This is a genomic window from Pseudomonas sp. RT6P73 (genome assembly GCF_054897715.1).
Genome location: NZ_JBUBUV010000002.1, coordinates 4,591,727 through 4,608,891 on the forward strand (window position 1 = coordinate 4,591,727; position 17,165 = coordinate 4,608,891).

13 protein-coding genes are annotated in these 17,165 nt (G+C 57.9%); 4 read left to right on the forward strand and 9 right to left on the reverse strand.

Going from position 1 to position 17,165, the window contains the following annotated elements; translation table 11 throughout:
- Positions 1-148: 148 nt before the first annotated feature.
- Positions 149-5,224: an NEL-type E3 ubiquitin ligase domain-containing protein gene (locus ACYZT6_RS21390; protein ID WP_462028530.1), complete on the forward strand. Its 5,076-nt coding sequence runs from the start codon at positions 149-151 to the stop codon at positions 5,222-5,224.
- Positions 5,225-5,269: 45 nt separating this feature from the next.
- On the opposite strand, the gene ACYZT6_RS21395 is transcribed toward ACYZT6_RS21390, so the two are convergent.
- The 6 genes from ACYZT6_RS21395 to ACYZT6_RS21420 all read right to left on the reverse strand — a co-directional run bounded on the left by ACYZT6_RS21395 (position 5,270) and on the right by ACYZT6_RS21420 (position 12,299).
- Complete coding sequence (locus tag ACYZT6_RS21395) at positions 5,270-6,517, reverse strand: hypothetical protein (protein WP_462028531.1); 1,248 nt, start codon at positions 6,515-6,517, stop codon at positions 5,270-5,272.
- Between the two features lie 62 nt (positions 6,518-6,579).
- Entirely contained in the window at positions 6,580-7,842 is a 1,263-nt protein-coding gene (locus tag ACYZT6_RS21400; RefSeq protein ID WP_462028532.1) for a hypothetical protein, read from the reverse strand.
- A gap of 52 nt (positions 7,843-7,894) precedes the next feature.
- Positions 7,895-8,386 (reverse strand): CS1 type fimbrial major subunit, encoded by a 492-nt coding sequence (locus ACYZT6_RS21405; protein ID WP_462028533.1) that lies wholly within the window; start codon positions 8,384-8,386, stop codon positions 7,895-7,897.
- A 5-nt stretch (positions 8,387-8,391) separates the two neighbouring features.
- Positions 8,392-9,132 carry a molecular chaperone gene (locus tag ACYZT6_RS21410; protein WP_462028534.1) on the reverse strand — a complete coding sequence of 247 codons (741 nt, stop codon included), beginning with the start codon at positions 9,130-9,132 and terminating at the stop codon, positions 8,392-8,394.
- A 38-nt stretch (positions 9,133-9,170) separates the two neighbouring features.
- The gene (locus ACYZT6_RS21415) at positions 9,171-11,693 is read right to left on the reverse strand and encodes a TcfC E-set like domain-containing protein (RefSeq protein ID WP_462028535.1); all 2,523 of its coding nucleotides are present in this window, start codon (positions 11,691-11,693) and stop codon (positions 9,171-9,173) included.
- A gap of 114 nt (positions 11,694-11,807) precedes the next feature.
- Positions 11,808-12,299, reverse strand: a complete 492-nt coding sequence (locus tag ACYZT6_RS21420) for a CS1 type fimbrial major subunit (protein WP_462028536.1) — start codon at positions 12,297-12,299, stop codon at positions 11,808-11,810.
- A 521-nt stretch (positions 12,300-12,820) separates the two neighbouring features.
- Between ACYZT6_RS21420 and ACYZT6_RS21425 the strand changes: the two genes are divergently transcribed.
- Both ACYZT6_RS21425 and ACYZT6_RS21430 read left to right on the forward strand, forming a co-directional pair.
- The gene (locus tag ACYZT6_RS21425) at positions 12,821-13,399 is read left to right on the forward strand and encodes a PadR family transcriptional regulator (RefSeq protein WP_462028537.1); all 579 of its coding nucleotides are present in this window, start codon (positions 12,821-12,823) and stop codon (positions 13,397-13,399) included.
- Positions 13,396-14,181 carry a siderophore-interacting protein gene (locus ACYZT6_RS21430; RefSeq protein ID WP_462028538.1) on the forward strand — a complete coding sequence of 262 codons (786 nt, stop codon included), beginning with the start codon at positions 13,396-13,398 and terminating at the stop codon, positions 14,179-14,181. The genes ACYZT6_RS21425 and ACYZT6_RS21430 overlap by 4 nt, the downstream gene beginning before the upstream one ends.
- Positions 14,182-14,355: 174 nt before the next feature.
- On the opposite strand, the gene ACYZT6_RS21435 is transcribed toward ACYZT6_RS21430, so the two are convergent.
- Both ACYZT6_RS21435 and ACYZT6_RS21440 read right to left on the reverse strand, forming a co-directional pair.
- Positions 14,356-15,006: a Pr6Pr family membrane protein gene (locus ACYZT6_RS21435; protein WP_462028539.1), complete on the reverse strand. Its 651-nt coding sequence runs from the start codon at positions 15,004-15,006 to the stop codon at positions 14,356-14,358.
- Positions 15,007-15,008: 2 nt separating this feature from the next.
- Positions 15,009-15,239 carry a VF530 family protein gene (locus ACYZT6_RS21440; RefSeq protein ID WP_462028540.1) on the reverse strand — a complete coding sequence of 77 codons (231 nt, stop codon included), beginning with the start codon at positions 15,237-15,239 and terminating at the stop codon, positions 15,009-15,011.
- Between the two features lie 361 nt (positions 15,240-15,600).
- On the opposite strand from ACYZT6_RS21440, the gene ACYZT6_RS21445 reads away from it, so the two are divergent.
- The gene (locus ACYZT6_RS21445) at positions 15,601-16,983 is read left to right on the forward strand and encodes a carbohydrate porin (protein WP_462028541.1); all 1,383 of its coding nucleotides are present in this window, start codon (positions 15,601-15,603) and stop codon (positions 16,981-16,983) included.
- Here ACYZT6_RS21445 and ACYZT6_RS21450 read toward each other — a convergent pair.
- Positions 16,980-17,147, reverse strand: coding sequence for a hypothetical protein (locus tag ACYZT6_RS21450; RefSeq protein ID WP_462028542.1), 168 nt, complete (start codon positions 17,145-17,147; stop codon positions 16,980-16,982). The two genes, ACYZT6_RS21445 and ACYZT6_RS21450, sit on opposite strands and share 4 nt — an antisense overlap.
- Between the last annotated feature and the right edge of the window lie 18 nt (positions 17,148-17,165).

Sequence of the window (17,165 nt, forward strand, 5' to 3'; positions counted from 1 at the left end):
AATGGCGGTAATTAGTTGTTTTCGGCATTGAAAATTCCAATGCTTTACGAGGACGAACACTTGTTAAGCAGCTGTAATTGAGACTTTTACTTTGAGCCTCGGGCGTTAGGCTGGTCACTCCACTTAACGCTCAAGGTTTATTAAAAGCATGACTGACTTACACGGACGTATATCAGCGCTACCGGCACCCGGGGCCGACAACAGTAAAGGTCGCCACTACGGGTTCATCAACAGCCGAATCAACCCAACGTTCAAAGGCGCTTCACTGCAACGGATTCGGGAACTGAGCCTCACACAAACGGCTTCAGGGCATTGGGTACAAACCACCAAAGATTTCGATCACACGCCGTTACAAGACGCCAACCTTGAACTCTGGTCCGCTCAAAACACAGTCGACCGTGTATTGGATAAGGTACAAGGCGTCTATGAGTTTGCCGAACCGTTACTGACCGACGCGTTGCTGAAGCAGTACGGTGTCAACGTCGATGTCACGACAACTTGTTTGTTTCTCTATCTACCGAAAAAACTGCCTTGGTATGCCAGCGACCTGGGCGGTGTCGTTACGCGAACCGTTTCACTGCTGGACGCCGCCCTGCACAACTTCGCGAGCCATGAAACCTGCGAGGCAGACTCGAACTTCATCAGCCAGCCCGATGCACGCGGGCACTTCGATATCCTGCCGATCAAACGCAAAATGTCCATCGCCCAGTTCCAGACCCTGTGTCGCGATCTGGACATTGGCGCGCGCTACACGAAATACCTCGAAGAACAGTTGCTGCCCAGCGACGGCCTCGCCCAGGGTTACTTGAAACTCAAAATCGTCGAGAGCGAGAAAGCCGCATTCAAAGCGGCCGCTCAACTGGCCGTTCTGACGGGCGACATCGACGCCGATGCCAGTGACATGATCCTGAAAATGCTCGATGGCCAGCGCAACCTCACCCGCAAAGGCCGGGTAATGCAATTTGCCGAGTTGTCCATCCTCGACAGCCTGCTGACCGGCATCGTGTTGATCACGCCGAGGCCGGAACAACGCATCCGTGACGTGACACCGGTGATTGTTTACGTCCCGCAAGACCCCGAGCACCCACTGAAAGAGTACCCCTCGACCGTCGCCTTCATGGATGAACTGACGCGACAACTGCGCGACAACGACATCGTGTCCTCCACCGGCATGACCTACCAGCAATACTTCAGCCGGTTCGTCGATCAATCAGACCGAGGGCATTTTTTCGGCGGGCTGCAACAACGCCTGTTCGAAGTGAAATGGCATCAGAAAGAACCATTGGATCAAGGTCCGAGCTGGCGGGAAGTAGCGGTCACCGACCCCTATCTGCATTTCAAAGCCACACCGATCCCCGGCGAACTCTGGGAGTACCTCTTCCAGCAAAAGCTCAACAAGGTCCTCAACGACGCCCGGCACATTGCGGTGTCCACCGCCGATGCCGATACCAATGCCCGATGGGCCTGGTGGGAAAACTTCAAGAAAATCGTCTCGGACATCTTCAACATCGCCCTGATGGTCGTCACGCCGTTCGTGCCGGGGCTGGGCGAATTGATGATGGTCTACTCCGTGTATCAGATGACCAGCGACGTGATCGAAGGCATCGTCGACCTGACCCTGGGACTGCGAACCGAAGCCGGCGAACATATTGCCGGAGCGGTTACAGACTTTCTTTCGCTGGTGGCGTTCGCCGCCGGTGCGAAGATCGGTGAGCTTGCACGCCTGAAACTGTCGCCGCTGATCGAAGGCATGAAACCGGTGACACTGCCCAATGGCGAACCACGGCTGTGGAACCCCGACCTCACACCTTACGAGCTACCCGATGTGAAGCTACCGGCTGATTCCAGCCCTGACGCGCAGGGGCTTCACGCCCACGAAGGCCAGGACATTCTGCCGCTGGATGACAAGCACTACGCCGTGCAAAAGGACCCGCAAACCGGCAACTACCGCATCAAACACCCCCATCGCGACACTGCCTATTTACCCGAGTTGAAACACAACGGCCGCGGCGCCTGGACCCACGAAGCAGAAAACCCGCGAGCATGGGATCGCCCGACATTGATGCGGCGTCTGGGCCACTCCGTTGACGGCTTCAGCGACGCAGAACTCGAGGACATTCGTATCGCCAGCGGCACCGACGACGCTGCGCTGCGCCGGATGTACGTCGACAACACGGCCCCGCCACCGTTACTGGACGACAGCCTCACACGCTTGAAAATCCAGCGTCAGACCCGCCAGGCCATAGAAAAGATTCGATCAGGTCAGCCTCTGGATCCGTCTTCCTACTGGTTTGAACCGCTGGCGACTTACCTGGACGGCTGGCCTGCGGAAAAGGCCCTGAGGGTCTACGAAAACGTCGACAGGACCGGCCGGTTCCGCCAGTACGGCAATCCCGATGCGAGCGATGAGCAGACGCTGTCCACCAGTTTGTCCAACCTCATGAGCGAGCAATTTGCGCCCAGCCTTGTCGACTTTCTCAGCGAAGAAGAGCTGCAAACCCTGCTCGGTCGTTCAACCGCCAACAGTGAACGGGTGCAAGCGTTACGTAATCGACTGGCGGATGAAGCCAGTCGACTGGACGCTGACATCGTCAATCAGCTTTACCACGGCGCAGAAGCGTCCGACGATCCGCAGATCCGACTCATCCGCCAGACATTTCCCGAACTGCCCACCCGTGCGGCAGAGACGTTGCTCAACAGTGCAGACGCGGCCGACCTCCAGCGCATGAACCAGGAACAGCGTCTACCGCTGAGCATCAAGAGCCGCGCGCGTGAAGCTGCTTTCGAAGCCCGGACGAACCATGCCTATGAAGGTTTTCACGACGGCGCGCAGTGGGTGGCGGAAACCGAGAGTCTGGTGCTGAACGCGCTGAGGATTCATACCGACGCGTTCGCTGATTTACGTATCGAGGTTCGCGAAGGCAGCGATGCCGGCCCCCTGCGCAGCAGCGTGGGTATGCAGGACGCGTCGACGGTTCGGGTGCTGGTCAAGGATGAGGGGGACCTGTTTGAAGTCTGGGACGCCGACAACCACAAACTGCACGAAGCCGCTGATTTTTACGAAGCCGTCCTCAACGCCTTGCCGAAAAACAAGCGAGCCCAACTCGGTTATCGGCCGGGCCAGGGTGAATTTTTCAAGCAATGGGTGATGGCAAAGACCGAGACACCTGCCCAGCGCCGCACCGCACTCGCTGCACCGCCGATCCGCTCGATGGCGGACCATGAAGACATGATGCTGTTGCGCGGTCCCGGCTTCTCGACCACCGCCGCCACGCTCACCGAACGGGTGCAGGATATATACCCCCACTTCAACGAACGAGAGGTCAATACCTTCGTTCGATCCCTGGGTTCGCCAGAGCAAGGGCGCCAAACATTGACGAGGCTGGATCGAGAGCTCGATGACCTGCGCGTGATTCTCCACCGGTGGCAAAAACAGCGACCTGATACGTGGGGGCCTGATCGACAAGGGTTCGTGAACGGTGGCGGGCTGCATCTTGCCGAACGACTCATCGATTGTTTCAAACGAAAGTCCACTGTATTTGGTGAACGCAGTATCACGGCCGACGGCGGTTATGCACTGGACCTGTCCGTAGAGTTCGATGTGCCCGATCTCGAACGCTGGTGGAAGGAACTGCCGGATATCAAGCACTACCTCGATCAGATCAGCACCTTGAATCTGGACCGCACGAACTTTTCCGAAACCGCCTCCGGCCTGTTGAGCGACTTCCCTCATCTTCGGCAACTGAGCGCCCGCAGTTGCGGGTTGACGCGACTCCCCGACACCATCGGCAAGATGCACTACTTGCGAACCTTGCGGCTGATGAACAACGAAATCACGTTGACGCCGTCGGCGGTCGAGCAACTGCGAAACCTGACCCATATGGAAACACTCAGGCTTGATGACAACACGAAATTGGGTTTGCTCCCGAACGTCGGACGGATGCCCAAACTGAGAATCCTGAGTTTGAGCAACACCGGAGCAACCCGCTGGCCCGACGGCCTTCTCGGCCCCTCCAGCAAGCGTCGCCCGCGGGGCTTCTTTCTGGATTTGCAGGAGAACCCCATCAGCGTGATTCCGACCGTCGTGCCCGGCTCGGAGGATGCCTTCCTTGTGGCGCGAACCCGCTTGTATGAAAAGCATCTCTCGGACGCAAACCAGGTCATTTTCAAGGCCTATCGACGGTCAGTCGGCATCGCTACCAAACAGGTCTACGCCAACGCCGCAACCGACGCGATGAACCTGTGGCCAACGAAGGACGACTCTGTCTGGTGGAGTGCCGAAGTCTCAGGGCTGGGTACTTTCCGGGAGGAAGCCTGGCACGATTTGATGACCGAGCCTGGCTCTGAAGATTTTTTTGCCTTGATCCAGAAACAGACACGTTCGGCCGATTACCTGGCCGGTGGTGATTTGCGTCAACAGCTCAGCAGCCGGGTGTGGCGCATGGTCGAAGCGATCGATCTGGACACCGAGTTGCGCAAGGAACTGTTCGAAATGGCCAAGGCGCCCACCACCTGCGCCGATGCCGGGGCTCAGGTGTTCAACCACATGGGCATCAAGGTGCTCGCCTCCGAAGCCTATGCCTTATCGACGTCCAACGCCGTCCTTGAAAGCAAATTGGTGAACCTGGCAAAAGGTGCCGCTCGCCTCGCACGCGTCGATGCCATTGCCCGGGCCGATTTCGGCAGCCGTGCGGGCAATCCCGATGAGGTGGAAGTGTACCTCGCTTACGAAACCGGCCTGGCTCAACGCCTCGGCTTGCCGTGGCAATCGGAGTCGATGCTGTTTCGCCCTCTGGCCAATGTGAGCGCCAATACCCTCGACACCGCCTTCGATACGGTAATGTCGATGGAGGACGGCGACGGGCTGGTCAACGACATGATCGAACAACCGTTCTGGCAGAAATACTTGCGCGACACCTACCCGAACGAGTTCAGTCGCAATACCCGGCTGTACGAAACCAAGAGTGACTTGCTGGATGAATTGCGCGAAACACAACAGGCCTGGGCCAGCTCCAAGGGCCAGCTAATTGCGCAGCGCCGAGCCCTCAAGCAGCGTCTGCTGGACCTCGCCCGGCGACTGGATGTCGATGAGAGCGTGGTGCTGACGGATCAAGACATGCCCGATGAGGTCTACGGCCGATTGCTTCACGACATGGGCTACGAAGAAAAAGAGTTGAGCAGAAAGCTGACCCGCGCAGCGCTGCAAAAAGACGCACAGCAGTAAAACGGCAACCCCTGATGCATCGGGTGATGCATCAGGGTTCAAGCCTTAACCCACTTCAGAATCCCAGACCACCGTTACATTACCCGAGTAGGACCTGGCGACACCGGGCTTGAGCATTTCACCGACCTCGTCCCGGGCAATCTCGAAATGCAACGTTCCGGGTTGGCGATCGACATAAAAGCGCGGCTGGAACAACTCGGTACCACTGCCATCGCGCAGCAACGGCCGGCGGCTGACCGGTTGGGACGCTGCATCCACCAGGCCATTGGGCAGGGTCAGGCTGACGTCGAGCGGCACGACATGACCAGAAACCGGGTCGCGCACCGAGCAGCGGTTGCCATCCAGGCTGTACTGGCAGTCCAGACTCATCTTGAAGCGACTCGACGAAGACACATTGAATGTCTGATCACGAAACAGCCGTGTCGGCTTGCGCCCCTGCGTCAGCCAGGCTTGCCAACCGCCCTGCGGGACCAGTTCGACGCGATTGCCGCCCGGCGGAATCTCGACCTTGAGGGTGTGCCGAACATCCAGAGAGAAGTTGAGGGTCAGTTGGTTGTCATTGGGAATCATGACATCGCCCATGTCGAAGTCCTGATGCGGACCGACCGTGTAAGACATGGTGCCGGTGTACTTGCCCGACTTCATGTTCAGGGGGTCAGGCGTTCGCAGTTCATAGGCAAAAACGAAGTACAGGTAGCGAAAAGAAAGCGGGATATCGAACCTTGCCTTTTTGCTGCACACCCCCGCCCCGTTGGGGACTCTCCAGAAACTGTTGTAACCAGAGGACCCCGCCGAGTACCAGCCGACACCTGCACAGGGTGGTGGAGCATTTCTCCATCCACCCCCTACCCACAGGTCGTCCCACCATCCTCCCCCGGTCAACTCATTGACGGGACGGGGGGTTGCGGCTTCGTGCCCGATCCCGCCGATGCGTATGGAAAGGACTTGTGTATCACCCGACTCATGGGTAACCACCACTTCCTTCCACGCAGAGGGAACACGGGCCATTCCTCCTTGCCGCGGGTCCGCATGGTTGGCCAGGATTGGCGCGTTCGCCGTGAACGAAATCGGCGCGACAAGACTGAACAGGTTATAGGGCGCACAGGCTTGCGGTATCTGCCGACAAAATCCCTCGGACGGCGTCATGTTGACGAATACGTTTTTATTCGGCTTCGAAGAGTCTGGCTCGAACACCGCTTCGATCTCCATAACGGCTGCCTGCAGGGGCAATGCAAGCGCAGCGCATGCAAGGCTGCTCAATAGTCGAACTGATATTCCACGTAAAAAACGCATTGTCATTCCTTCAAAGTCCATATTGATACTCAGACTTCCTGAACGGGTCATCCAGGCGCTGGCTAAACCTCTGAATCCCAGATAACAGTGACAAGGCCTGAGTAGGTACTGGCGACATTCGGCTTGAGCATTTCGCCGACCTGATCCTGTGCAATCTCGAAGTGCAACGTTGCAGGTTTGCGATCGACATAAAGGTGTGGCTGGAAGATCTCGGCGCCGCTGTTACCGCGCCGTAGCAGCCGGCGATTGACCGGCTGAGCGGCGACATCCACCAGGCCATTGGGCAAGGTAACGCTGACGTTTATCGGAACGGTGTGGCGGGAAACGGGGTCAAGCAAAGCGCAGGTATCCGCATCGAAGCCGTACTGGCACGCCAGATTCATCTTGAACCGACTCGACGAAGAGATAGTGAACGTCTGATCCCGGAACAGCCGCGTCGGCTTGCGCCCCCGGGTCAGCCAAGCCTGCCAGCCACCCTGCGGGACCAGTTCGACGCGATTGCCACCGGGTGGGACTTCGACCTTGAGCGTGTGTTGCACTTCAAGAGTGAAATTGAGCGTCAGTGTCGAATCGTTTGGCAGCATGACATCGCCCATGTCGAAATCGCCGTTTGGTCCCACGCTGTAGGTCAGGCTTCCCAAGTAGCGGCCCGAAGACATACCCAACGGGTTGGGTGTGACCAGTTCATAAGCGAAATCCAGATAGTCGTAGCGCAACCAGGGCACGTCGAACTGTGCCTGCTTCGAACAACTCCCCTGTGTCGGTGTTTTCCAAAAAAAACCGTAAGTCGTGGTACTGAAATGCCCTACACCGCTGTACAGGCAGGGAGCAGGTGCATTCACCCAACTGGCGCCCCACAATTGATTGTGGGCGAATCGATAGTCGCTCCCGCCGCCCACAAGACTGAGAACGTCCTCTGTGCGATACCTGGACCCCACACCTGCAATCCGAACACTAACCGTCTCGGGTTCACCCGTCGTGGCATGGACCACGGACAATGCCCGCCACTGAGCAGGCACCTGGATAGTCGCGCCCTGGCGAGGCGATTCATGACGCGCTTGAATCGGCGCATTGGAGTTGAACTGAATAGGCACGCGCAGGCTGAACATTTCGTTGTCGCTGCACTGGGCAGGATAATTCGCGCAATAACCACTGGGAGGCGTGTCATTCTTGAATCTGTTCTGCTGAGGGTTTGCGGAATCCGGTCTGAACGACGCCAGAATCGATACTTCTTCCGCCCAAGCCGGGGTGCCTGTCATCCCCAGTAAACATCCCGCAGCGACGCACACATGCATCATTGGACGAAGAACCCGCAAAAGAATCATTTTTCCTCCTGAAACCGTTGAGATCTGCGCTCGATGTCCGGTCCACTTAGCATCACGCGCCCGGCATCACCGCGTTGAAAACCATGTTGACGCTGCCAAAATAATTGCCGGGCTTATAAACCCCATCGGCAGGTGGCACCGGCACGATTTGCAGTAAAACCCGCTTGCCCTGCGCCGCTTCACTCAACGAAACCACCTCGCTGCTTTCCCCCTCGCTCAACAGCTTGTCGTTGAACAGGACACGCAAACCAATGTCATGGGCGTCGGTCCCGTTGGACAAATAGGGCCTGCCCTCAAGCCGGGCTTCGATGGAACCGGCTTCATTTTTCACATCGAAATACTTGCGCAAGCCGCCCAAGGTCGAGGTCGCCAGATTCCACGGCAATTGCTGTTCGCGGTGAATCCAGTCGGGGTCTGCGGGAATGACATAGAACGCCTGGCTCGGAATCGTCACGAACACTTCGAAATGCTGCACTTCGCGGGCGGCAAACGCCGAATGGCAAGCCACTGCCGCCACCATCAGAACCGTCAGTTTTCTGAACATGTTCATCAGCCCTTCACATCGAGTTTCTTGCTGCTCTCGCCTTCAACCAGCGTGAAGCGGTACTCGCGGCCGGCCTGTTTCTCGAACTCGAAACTGCGCCCGGCCAGGATGTGGTGCTTGGTGGTTGGCTGGCACTCCTGCTCGTTCTTGACCGAACAATCCTTGAACTCATCAATCACCACCACGGTGTTGCCGTTGTTGCGGATCCGGTAACGGGCCGCGTCATTCTCGATCACGCTGGCGTAACGCGTGTCCTTGGGTCGGACGAAAAACACCGCGCCATAACCGGCCAGCACCGTGACCCCGGCGGACAGGGTTTTCTTGTATTCCTCACGTTCCTCGCCGGAGACCGCGAATTCGTCTTCTTTTTCAGGCACCACCGGCACGAATCGCACACGGAAATAGCGCTCTTTATCGCGTTCGCCCATGTACAGCAATCGCGTGCCTTGCATGCCACTGGCGGGCACGATCAGCCGCGCCGGGCTGGCCATCAAGCCGTCCCGGGCGGTGCCGTCGGCACTGGATTTGAGCGGCACTTCCCGGGATTTGCCCTCGGCGTCGTAGAGGATCTCAAGGATGTTGACCTTCACGAATGCCGTGCTGTCGCCGCCATTGAAGACGCGTTTCAAAAACGTACTTTTGTCACCGTCCAGGTAGTCGTAAACCGTGCCGATATTGATGCTCGGCCCGGCGTGCGCCGTCTGGGTGAACAAACAAAAACCAATCAGTGCCAACCGACGTTTCATCGTCATTTACCTCGTAAAAAAATGCGTTGTGCCGGGCATCAGCCTGCCGTCGGCGTCTCAAGCGTCAGGTCCGCCAATGTGTCAGGCGTGCAACGCAGATCGCCGATCATCAGCACATTGTTTTCCGTGCGACCGCTGCTCGTATCGAGTCGGAACTGGCACAGCAATTGGTTGCCGTGGCGCACTTCCAGGGTCGGTGAACCGGCGTTCATTTCCATGGAGAAGAAGCCGTCCACCTCACTCACCCCGCGACTGGCGTGGTTGATGATGTGGTGGCCCTTGAGCGGATTGCCTTGAGGGTCGATCAGGCGGCCGAGTACGGTGAGGGTTCGCATCACACGAATCTGCCGATAATCCACGCCGCCCTTGTTCAGGTGGTAGCTGGAACGGGCCGGCTGGATGGTCGCGGCCGGCACGTCATTGCCTTCGAAATCGAAACTGACGGAGCTGCTTTTGTAAGCTGTGATCGGCACGAAATTGCGCCCGGGTTTGAGGACCGCGCTGCCGCCGCTCAAATCGTCGGCGCGCAATGTGATGTCGTCGATGTCCGATTCGACATCGATGATCATGCCCGCACCGTTGCGGTGGTATTGGCTGGTCATGATCATTTTTTGCCCGCCGACCGCCACGGTGCTATCGAGGTTCAGGCCGCCGGTGATGTCGTTGTTGTAGGACGAGCGCTGGATAAAGCCGTCGCCGTTGACCACGTCCGATTGCATCGTCGCCAGCGCGTTCAAACCGATGCCATAGGTGTCGGTGATGGCCGTGGCGGAAACGCTTTGCAGCAGGTGATCCTGCAAGCTTTTGCGGTAGGTGATCGAGGCATTGTTATCGCGCCCGCCGTCGCGATCGGTACGGGTGCCGATGCTGCCGGAGAGTTGTTCTCCCGGACCACCCAGCGCGATGTTCACGCTCAAATCAAGGCCACGATTTCGATCATCTCCGGAGCTGAAACTGCCCGGCCTGTCGAACAGCGACAGGCGCCAATTGGCGTCGCTGCCGAACAGTTGCGTACGTTGGGTCCAGCCCAGATCGACGCCGACGCCTTCGGTGTTGCCTTCGCTGTGGGACACCCGGGCATTGACCGAGCTTTTGCTGGTGAGTCGATGATTCACCGACAACGACGAGTTGCTGGTCTGGCCGATAAACACGTTGCGCTGCCGCACTCGCGTGCCATCGGGCAGTGTGTCGTAAAGTCGCGTAGTGTCGAGCCAGCTGCGGTTATGGCTGGCGACGATGCTGCCGCTGCCGTAGGAATAAAGACCCTGCACATCGAGGCCGGTGCCGTAGTCCTGGGTTTTGTAGACGTTGGCATAGACGCTGGCGTTGTTGACGATGGCCCAGTCGACCGACGTGCCGTATTGCAGGGTGTCTTTCACCTGTCGACCCGACAGGCCGAGGATCACCCGCGGGTGCAACAGGAAGTTGAAGGCGGCGCCGGCGGTCATGTCGCCATCGGCCTGCTCATCCCAGTTGCTGAGCACTTTCGATTCACGCCCGGCGAACAGGTTGTAGCGCCAGCGCTCGTCATGATTGCGCCAGTTGTTGGGCTTGTAGACCAGCTCCTGAGTGCTGGAGGTGATCTGGCCGTCTTCGATCAGGCGCACTTCCACTTCATAGATGCCACCGGGCAACGGCCGCGTATCGAGGGTTTGCAAACCGGCCGGCATCGCCTGGGTATTGATCAGCAAACCATCTCGATAGATTTCCACCGAGCCCTGGCGATTGGCCGTGACGTAGATCGGGTAGACCGCCGGTTTCGGGTTGTTGATGGCCAGGCTGTCGGAGCTGCCGTACATGACGCCCACCGCAGTGTCGGGGCTGGCACCAAAGGAGCGCGGCTGACGGGTCAGGCCTTCCGAGGTGGGTGTGAATAAGCCCAGGCGTAGAAAGGTGCCTTCCAGTTCGCGCTGGGTGAAGAGTTCTTGCACGGCGTGATAGGTCTGGTTGTCCACACCGCCCAAGCGGGACAGCTGCACATTGACGGCCTGGGTCCAATTGCCCAGGCTGCTGCTGGCTTCCAGGCCGTAACGACCACCGAGGTCCTGGTTCTGGCCGCCATTGAGGTTCAGCTGGTTGCGCACGATCAACCCGGTGCTGCCACCTTCGGGCTGGTTGTAATAGAGCTGCACCTGATCATCGCGTTCGGCGTTTTCCGTAAGGATCGTCACCAGCGAGTTTTCAAGACTGTAGTGTACGGCCAGCAGTTCTTCGGGGCAGTTGGCCTGGCAGGCGCCCAGCACCACGCCTTGTTTCAGATAATTGGCCCAGATGTCGCGCTCACTGGGCTTGATCGTGCTGTCGCTGACATCGGAGAAGTCAACGAGGGTGATGCGATCGTCGCGGGTCAGCACGACCATCGCCTCACCGAGAAACTGTTGATCAAGTTCCACGCGCACCGCCAGTGGCACATCAAAGAAGTGCTCTTCGAACTCGCTCGGCAAACCCTTGGCCTGCGCAAGCAAACTTCGAGGCGTAGTACCGTTGTCCATTGGCGCGGCCAGGGCAGTTGCACACAAACATAGGGCAAGCGCCGTCGCGATGGGAGTCATCGGGAACATGAAAGAAATACTCTATGGATAAAGACGGTGGAACCCGATCGACAGGGAGGCGGCCCTGACGATCGGTGAACGTCAGCAAGCAAGAGAGAACTTACTTACAGAACGCGCTTTGGTTTAGATGCGCGGAATGGCATCAAACATAACGACCGGATTGGCAGTGTAGGTTCCCACCTGATTGTTGCCCGGTTTAGCGGCCGTAATGACCAGGTCTGCGCGCATGCCACCGTTGGACTCCACGTCACCGACCACTTCCTGAGAATCGGCAGTCAATTCCGTGCCGTTGAAGGTGTAGGTCAGAGGAATGTTCAAGGTGGCATTACCGTTGAACAGTGGCGTAGGACCGCCTACGACGTAAGCGCCCACCGAGCCATTGGTGTGTTGAATATCAAAGGTGCCACGGACCTCCGACAAGGTGCCGGAACCGACGACATACTGCATTCTTTCGTCTTTACCGAAGTCTTTGTCTACAGGTTGAGCATGGAAAACCCGGCTCGGAATTTCAGCGGTAATGTTGATGGAGGTGCGCGATTCTTCCGCAGCGAACGCCATCGAAGCGCTCAGGGCCAGGAGGGTCATCGGAACGGCGATTGCAAACTTCTTGAACATTATTGAGTACCTGTCTTTTTCAAAGGATTGGGCCGAGGAAAGTTTGAACAAGCTATCGCCATTCACTCCTGTGCTGGCGATTTCGCTTAACTTTCGACGCCGGAGAATGATCGTCCAATCCTTTGAGAAAGTAAGTACGTAACTTCCGAAGAACATGTAGTAACAACGGCTTTCGAAGTGCAGGAAAAAAGTGGGCAAAACAATAATTTTATTGTTTTACCCTCAGAGAAATACTACACACAGTTTTACCTGAAAAAGCACACAGACCAGAACTAATTAAACTTCCGTAAGACTCGGACTACTTATCTCATGACAATGTACTAAATATCAATCGACGAACTTCTATAATTAGTTCAATTACTCTAAAAGAGCAACCGGTGCATTCTTCCTCGTCGCTCATTGCGCCTGACACCCAAGCGGTGACCGAGGCGGACATGATTTCCGACCGTTGGTCCAGAACGCTTGCGCAAGCCTAAAGATATATCTTAAGTTGTATCTAAACACGACGAGAGAAGACTCAAATGAGAGACCATCATTCCCATCGAGAGCACAACGACAGCCGCGACGGCTTCGAAAAACGCCCTGGTCCTGGCCGTGAGCGCGGCGGGCGCGGACCCCGGGTGTTCGCCCCCGGCGACTTGAAATTGCTGCTGTTGGCCTTGATCGCCGAGCAGCCCTGCCACGGCTATGACCTGATCCGCCAGATCGAAAGCATGTTCGACGGCGCCTACAGCCCCAGCCCCGGCGTGATCTACCCGACCCTGACCTTTCTCGAAGAAAGCGAAATGATTCTGGGCGACGCCGAGGGCGGTAAAAAACGCTACAGCATCACCGACGCAGGACGTCTGTCGTTGACCGATCAGGCGATTGCGCTGGACGGCGTGCGGATGCGCATCGAGGTCAGCAAGCGCTCATTGCGCGGCCATGATCGTCCGGCCGAGATCCACGAGGCGGTGCACAACTTGCGTCACGCCTTGCAAATGCACCACGGCCGCTGGAGCCCGGAAGAAATCCTGCGGGTTCGCGACCTGCTCAACAACACCGCCAAAGCCATCGTCGATGGCCCTGCCGTTCAACCCGTCCAGGAGAAAGCCGAATGACTGAAGTGATCGTGCAATCCATCCACCGTGTCATGCATGAGATCAAACGCCGTCGTCTGGAAGTGCTGCGCGTGGTTGACCTGACCCCGCGGATGCGCCGGATTACCCTGGGCGGCCCGGAACTGGCCGGCTTCGTCAGCCTGGGCACGGACGACCACGTCAAACTGCTGTTCCCGCAGAACGCGGCAGAACACGCGGCACTGGAAACCCTGGTGCTCGGCGCCGTTAAAGACAACGGGCCGATGCCGGCGATGCGCGACTACACGCCCCGTCGTTACGACCTCGACACGTTGGAACTGGACATCGACTTCGTGCTGCACGGCGACGGCCCCGCCGCGACTTGGGCCGAGCAGGCCAGTCCCGGCCAGTTCCTGCACATCGGTGGGCCACGCGGCTCGATGATCGTGCCGGACATGTTCGACAGCTACCTGCTGATCGGCGACGAAACCGCCCTGCCCGCCATCGCCCGCCGGCTCGAAGGTTTGGCTGCCAATCGGCGTGCGCTGGTGATTGTGGAAGTGGAGAACGGCGCAGAGCAGCAGCGCCTGGAAAGCGCTGCGCAGGTCAATGTGATCTGGGTCTTGCGCGACGGTGGCAAAGACAATTTGCTGACCACGGTGAAGCAACTGCAAGTGCCGAGCGGCAATCTGTATGCGTGGGTGGCGACCGAGGCCAAGGTGTCACGGCAGATCCGCCGGGTGTTGCTTGATGAGCACGGTTTGAACGAGCAGTTTGTCAAAGCAGTGGGTTACTGGCGTCTGGATGACAGCGACGAGGAGTGATCGCGAATCAATATTGTGGCGAGGGAGCTTGCTCCCGTTGCGCTGCGCAGCAGTGCTAAAACCAGCAACCGAATTTTACCTGAAACACCGCGTATGCTGATTTTACGACTGCTTCGCAGCCGAGCGGGAGCAAGCTCCCTCGCCACAAAAGCGCTCTGCATAACCATCAAGTGTTCATCGGCCACGCCACCTATCCAACGCGATAGTAATTAGAGCAATCACCACAAACCCCGCCAACAATCCCCCTGCATTCAAAAACACCTCTGGATAACCCAACGTGCCGACATCTATGAACGGATAGGGATAAACCGCCAACTCGTGCCCACGCAGCAGTGAATAGGCGAAGTACACCAGTGGATAAATCACCCACAGGCCGATATGCCGCAGCCGCAATGTGCCTTTGGGCACACAGAACCACCAATACGCCACAAACAGCAGCGGCATGACGTCGTGCATCAGTTCATCGGCCAGCAACTGCCAGCCTTCGGGATGCCACAAGTGGCGCAGCAACAGGCTGTAGGCGAGACCGACGACAACGATGCTCACGGCAATCGCGCTGCTGACCCACGGTTGCAAAAACCAGCGACGCGTCGCCGATTCACGAGTGGTCCACTCACAGGTCAGCACCACCGCCACCAACGTATTGGTCAGCACGGTGAAGTAGCTGAAAAAGCTCATCAACCCACCCAGCAAACTGGCTTCCAGCGTCCAGCGTGAGTAGAGAATCAGGTACAGCTGAATGGCCAGCCCCGACCAGCCCAGCACCGCGGCCACCGCAACAAAACGACGCCTCGCGGCAGAACCTGGCGTCGATAGCGGGCCCATGTTCAGAGCGGGCGCTTGGTGCGCATCAGCTTCACGTACAAGTGTTCGACCTTCTCCCGGGCCCACGGGGTTTTGCGCAGGAAGGTCAGGCTCGACTTGATGCTCGGATCGCTCTTGAAACAGCGGATATCGATGCGCTCGGCCAGCCCCGACCATTCGTAATGTTCAACCAGGGCGTTGAGGATTTGCTCCAGCGTCACGTCGTGCAGCGGGTTGTTGTTCTGTTCGGTCATGCCGGGCCTTCGAGCGATGTAAGGATGGGAAGCCGCGCACCTTAGCCGAGGGCTTCCCTGGGGGGAAGCGATCTGTGTGCTGTCAGCTAAATGTAGGTGAAACGCAAAAAATCGCAGCCTCGTTTTACTCGACAGCGCCTGCATTGGAGTTCACCTGTAGGAGCTGTCGAGTAAAACGAGGCTACGATCTTTTCCCACGGACTGTTACCAAATCCGAAACGCTCCATGTCAGCAAAAGCGCTTTCTCTATTTGTAACAGGACATTATCCTTGCGCCCGTCAAGCTGAAACGCTTCATCTGCCCGCGACATAGTGCCGCTTTCGATTCACTCCCCCAGAAAAAGATCAAGAACTCCTTCTCTATGCCTGATTTCCAAACTCCGCGAGACAGCGCTGTCTGCACCGCTATTGCCAGCCGAAAAGCCCTGAACCTGATCGCTGGATTCAGCGTTTTTGGCCTTGCCACCTGCACCCAGGCCGCTCCTGCTTTCGATAGCGAATCCCCCTGGATGCTCGGCGACTGGAACGGCACGCGCACCGAGCTTTCGGAAAAAGGCTACGACTTCAAAGTCGATTACACCGGCGAAATGGGCAGCAACCTGCACGGCGGCTACGACCACGATCGCACCGCGCGCTACAGCGACCAGTTTGGTTTCGGCACGCATCTGGACTTGCAGAAAATTCTGGGCTGGGACGACGCTGAATTTCAGCTGACCATCACCGAGCGCAACGGCAATAACATCAGCAACGACCGGATCAACGATCCACGCGTCGGCGGCTTCACCTCGGCTCAGGAAGTCTGGGGCCGTGGGCAAACCTGGCGCCTGACGCAGATGTGGTATCAGCAGAAATTCTTCGACCAGAAGCTCGACATCAAGGTCGGCCGTTTCGGCGAAGGCGAGGACTTCAACAGCTTCCCCTGCGACTTCCAGAACCTGGCGTTTTGCGGTTCGCAGGTCGGCAACTGGGTCGGCGGCATCTGGTACAACTGGCCGGTCAGTCAATGGGCGATGCGCGTCAAATATCACCTGACGCCTGAGCTGTACGCGCAAGTCGGCGCGTATGAGCAGAACCCGTCGAACCTCGATCGCGACAACGGCTTCAAGCTCAGCGGCAGCGGCACCCAAGGCGCGATTTTACCGGTCGAGCTGGTGTGGTCGCCCAAGCTCAACGGCCTGCCGGGCGAATACCGCGCCGGTTATTACTACAGCAATGCGAAAGCCACGGATGCCTACAAAGACAGCAACGGTCAGCCCGCGGCCCTGAGCGGCGAGGCTTACCGCAGCGCGTCGAGCAAGCACGGTGTGTGGCTGGGTGTGCAGCAGCAGATCACCAGCCGAGCCAGCGACAATTCGCGCGGCTTGAGCATGTTCGCCAACGGCACGATGCACGACAAGAAGACCAACGCCATCGACAACTATGTCCAGGCAGGCGTCGTCTATAAAGGCCTGTTCGATGCTCGCGCCAAGGACGACATCGGATTTGCCCTCGCCCGGGTTCACGTCAACCCGGCCTATCGCAAGAACGCCGAAGCGACCAATCAGGCCCGAGCCGTCTTCGACTACGACGCCCCCTCGTTCCTGCCGCCCCAGGACACCGAATACAGCGCCGAACTCTATTACGGCGTGCACGTCACGAACTGGCTGACCGTACGCCCGAACCTGCAATACATCCGCCACCCCGGTGGCGTGGACAAGGTCGATGACGCACTGATTGGCGGGATCAAGATCCAGTCGCAGTTCTAAAGAACAACGCGGTTCCTGTAGGAGCGAGGCTTGCCCGCGAAGGCGGCTTCACTGTCGAAATCAATGTTGAATGTGAGATCGCCTTCGCGGGCAAGCCTCGCTCCTACAAGGACAGCAGCAACCAAACCTTTTTTATCTGAACCATGCCCGCACAGGATCGTCATCTACAGTGAACCTGCGCG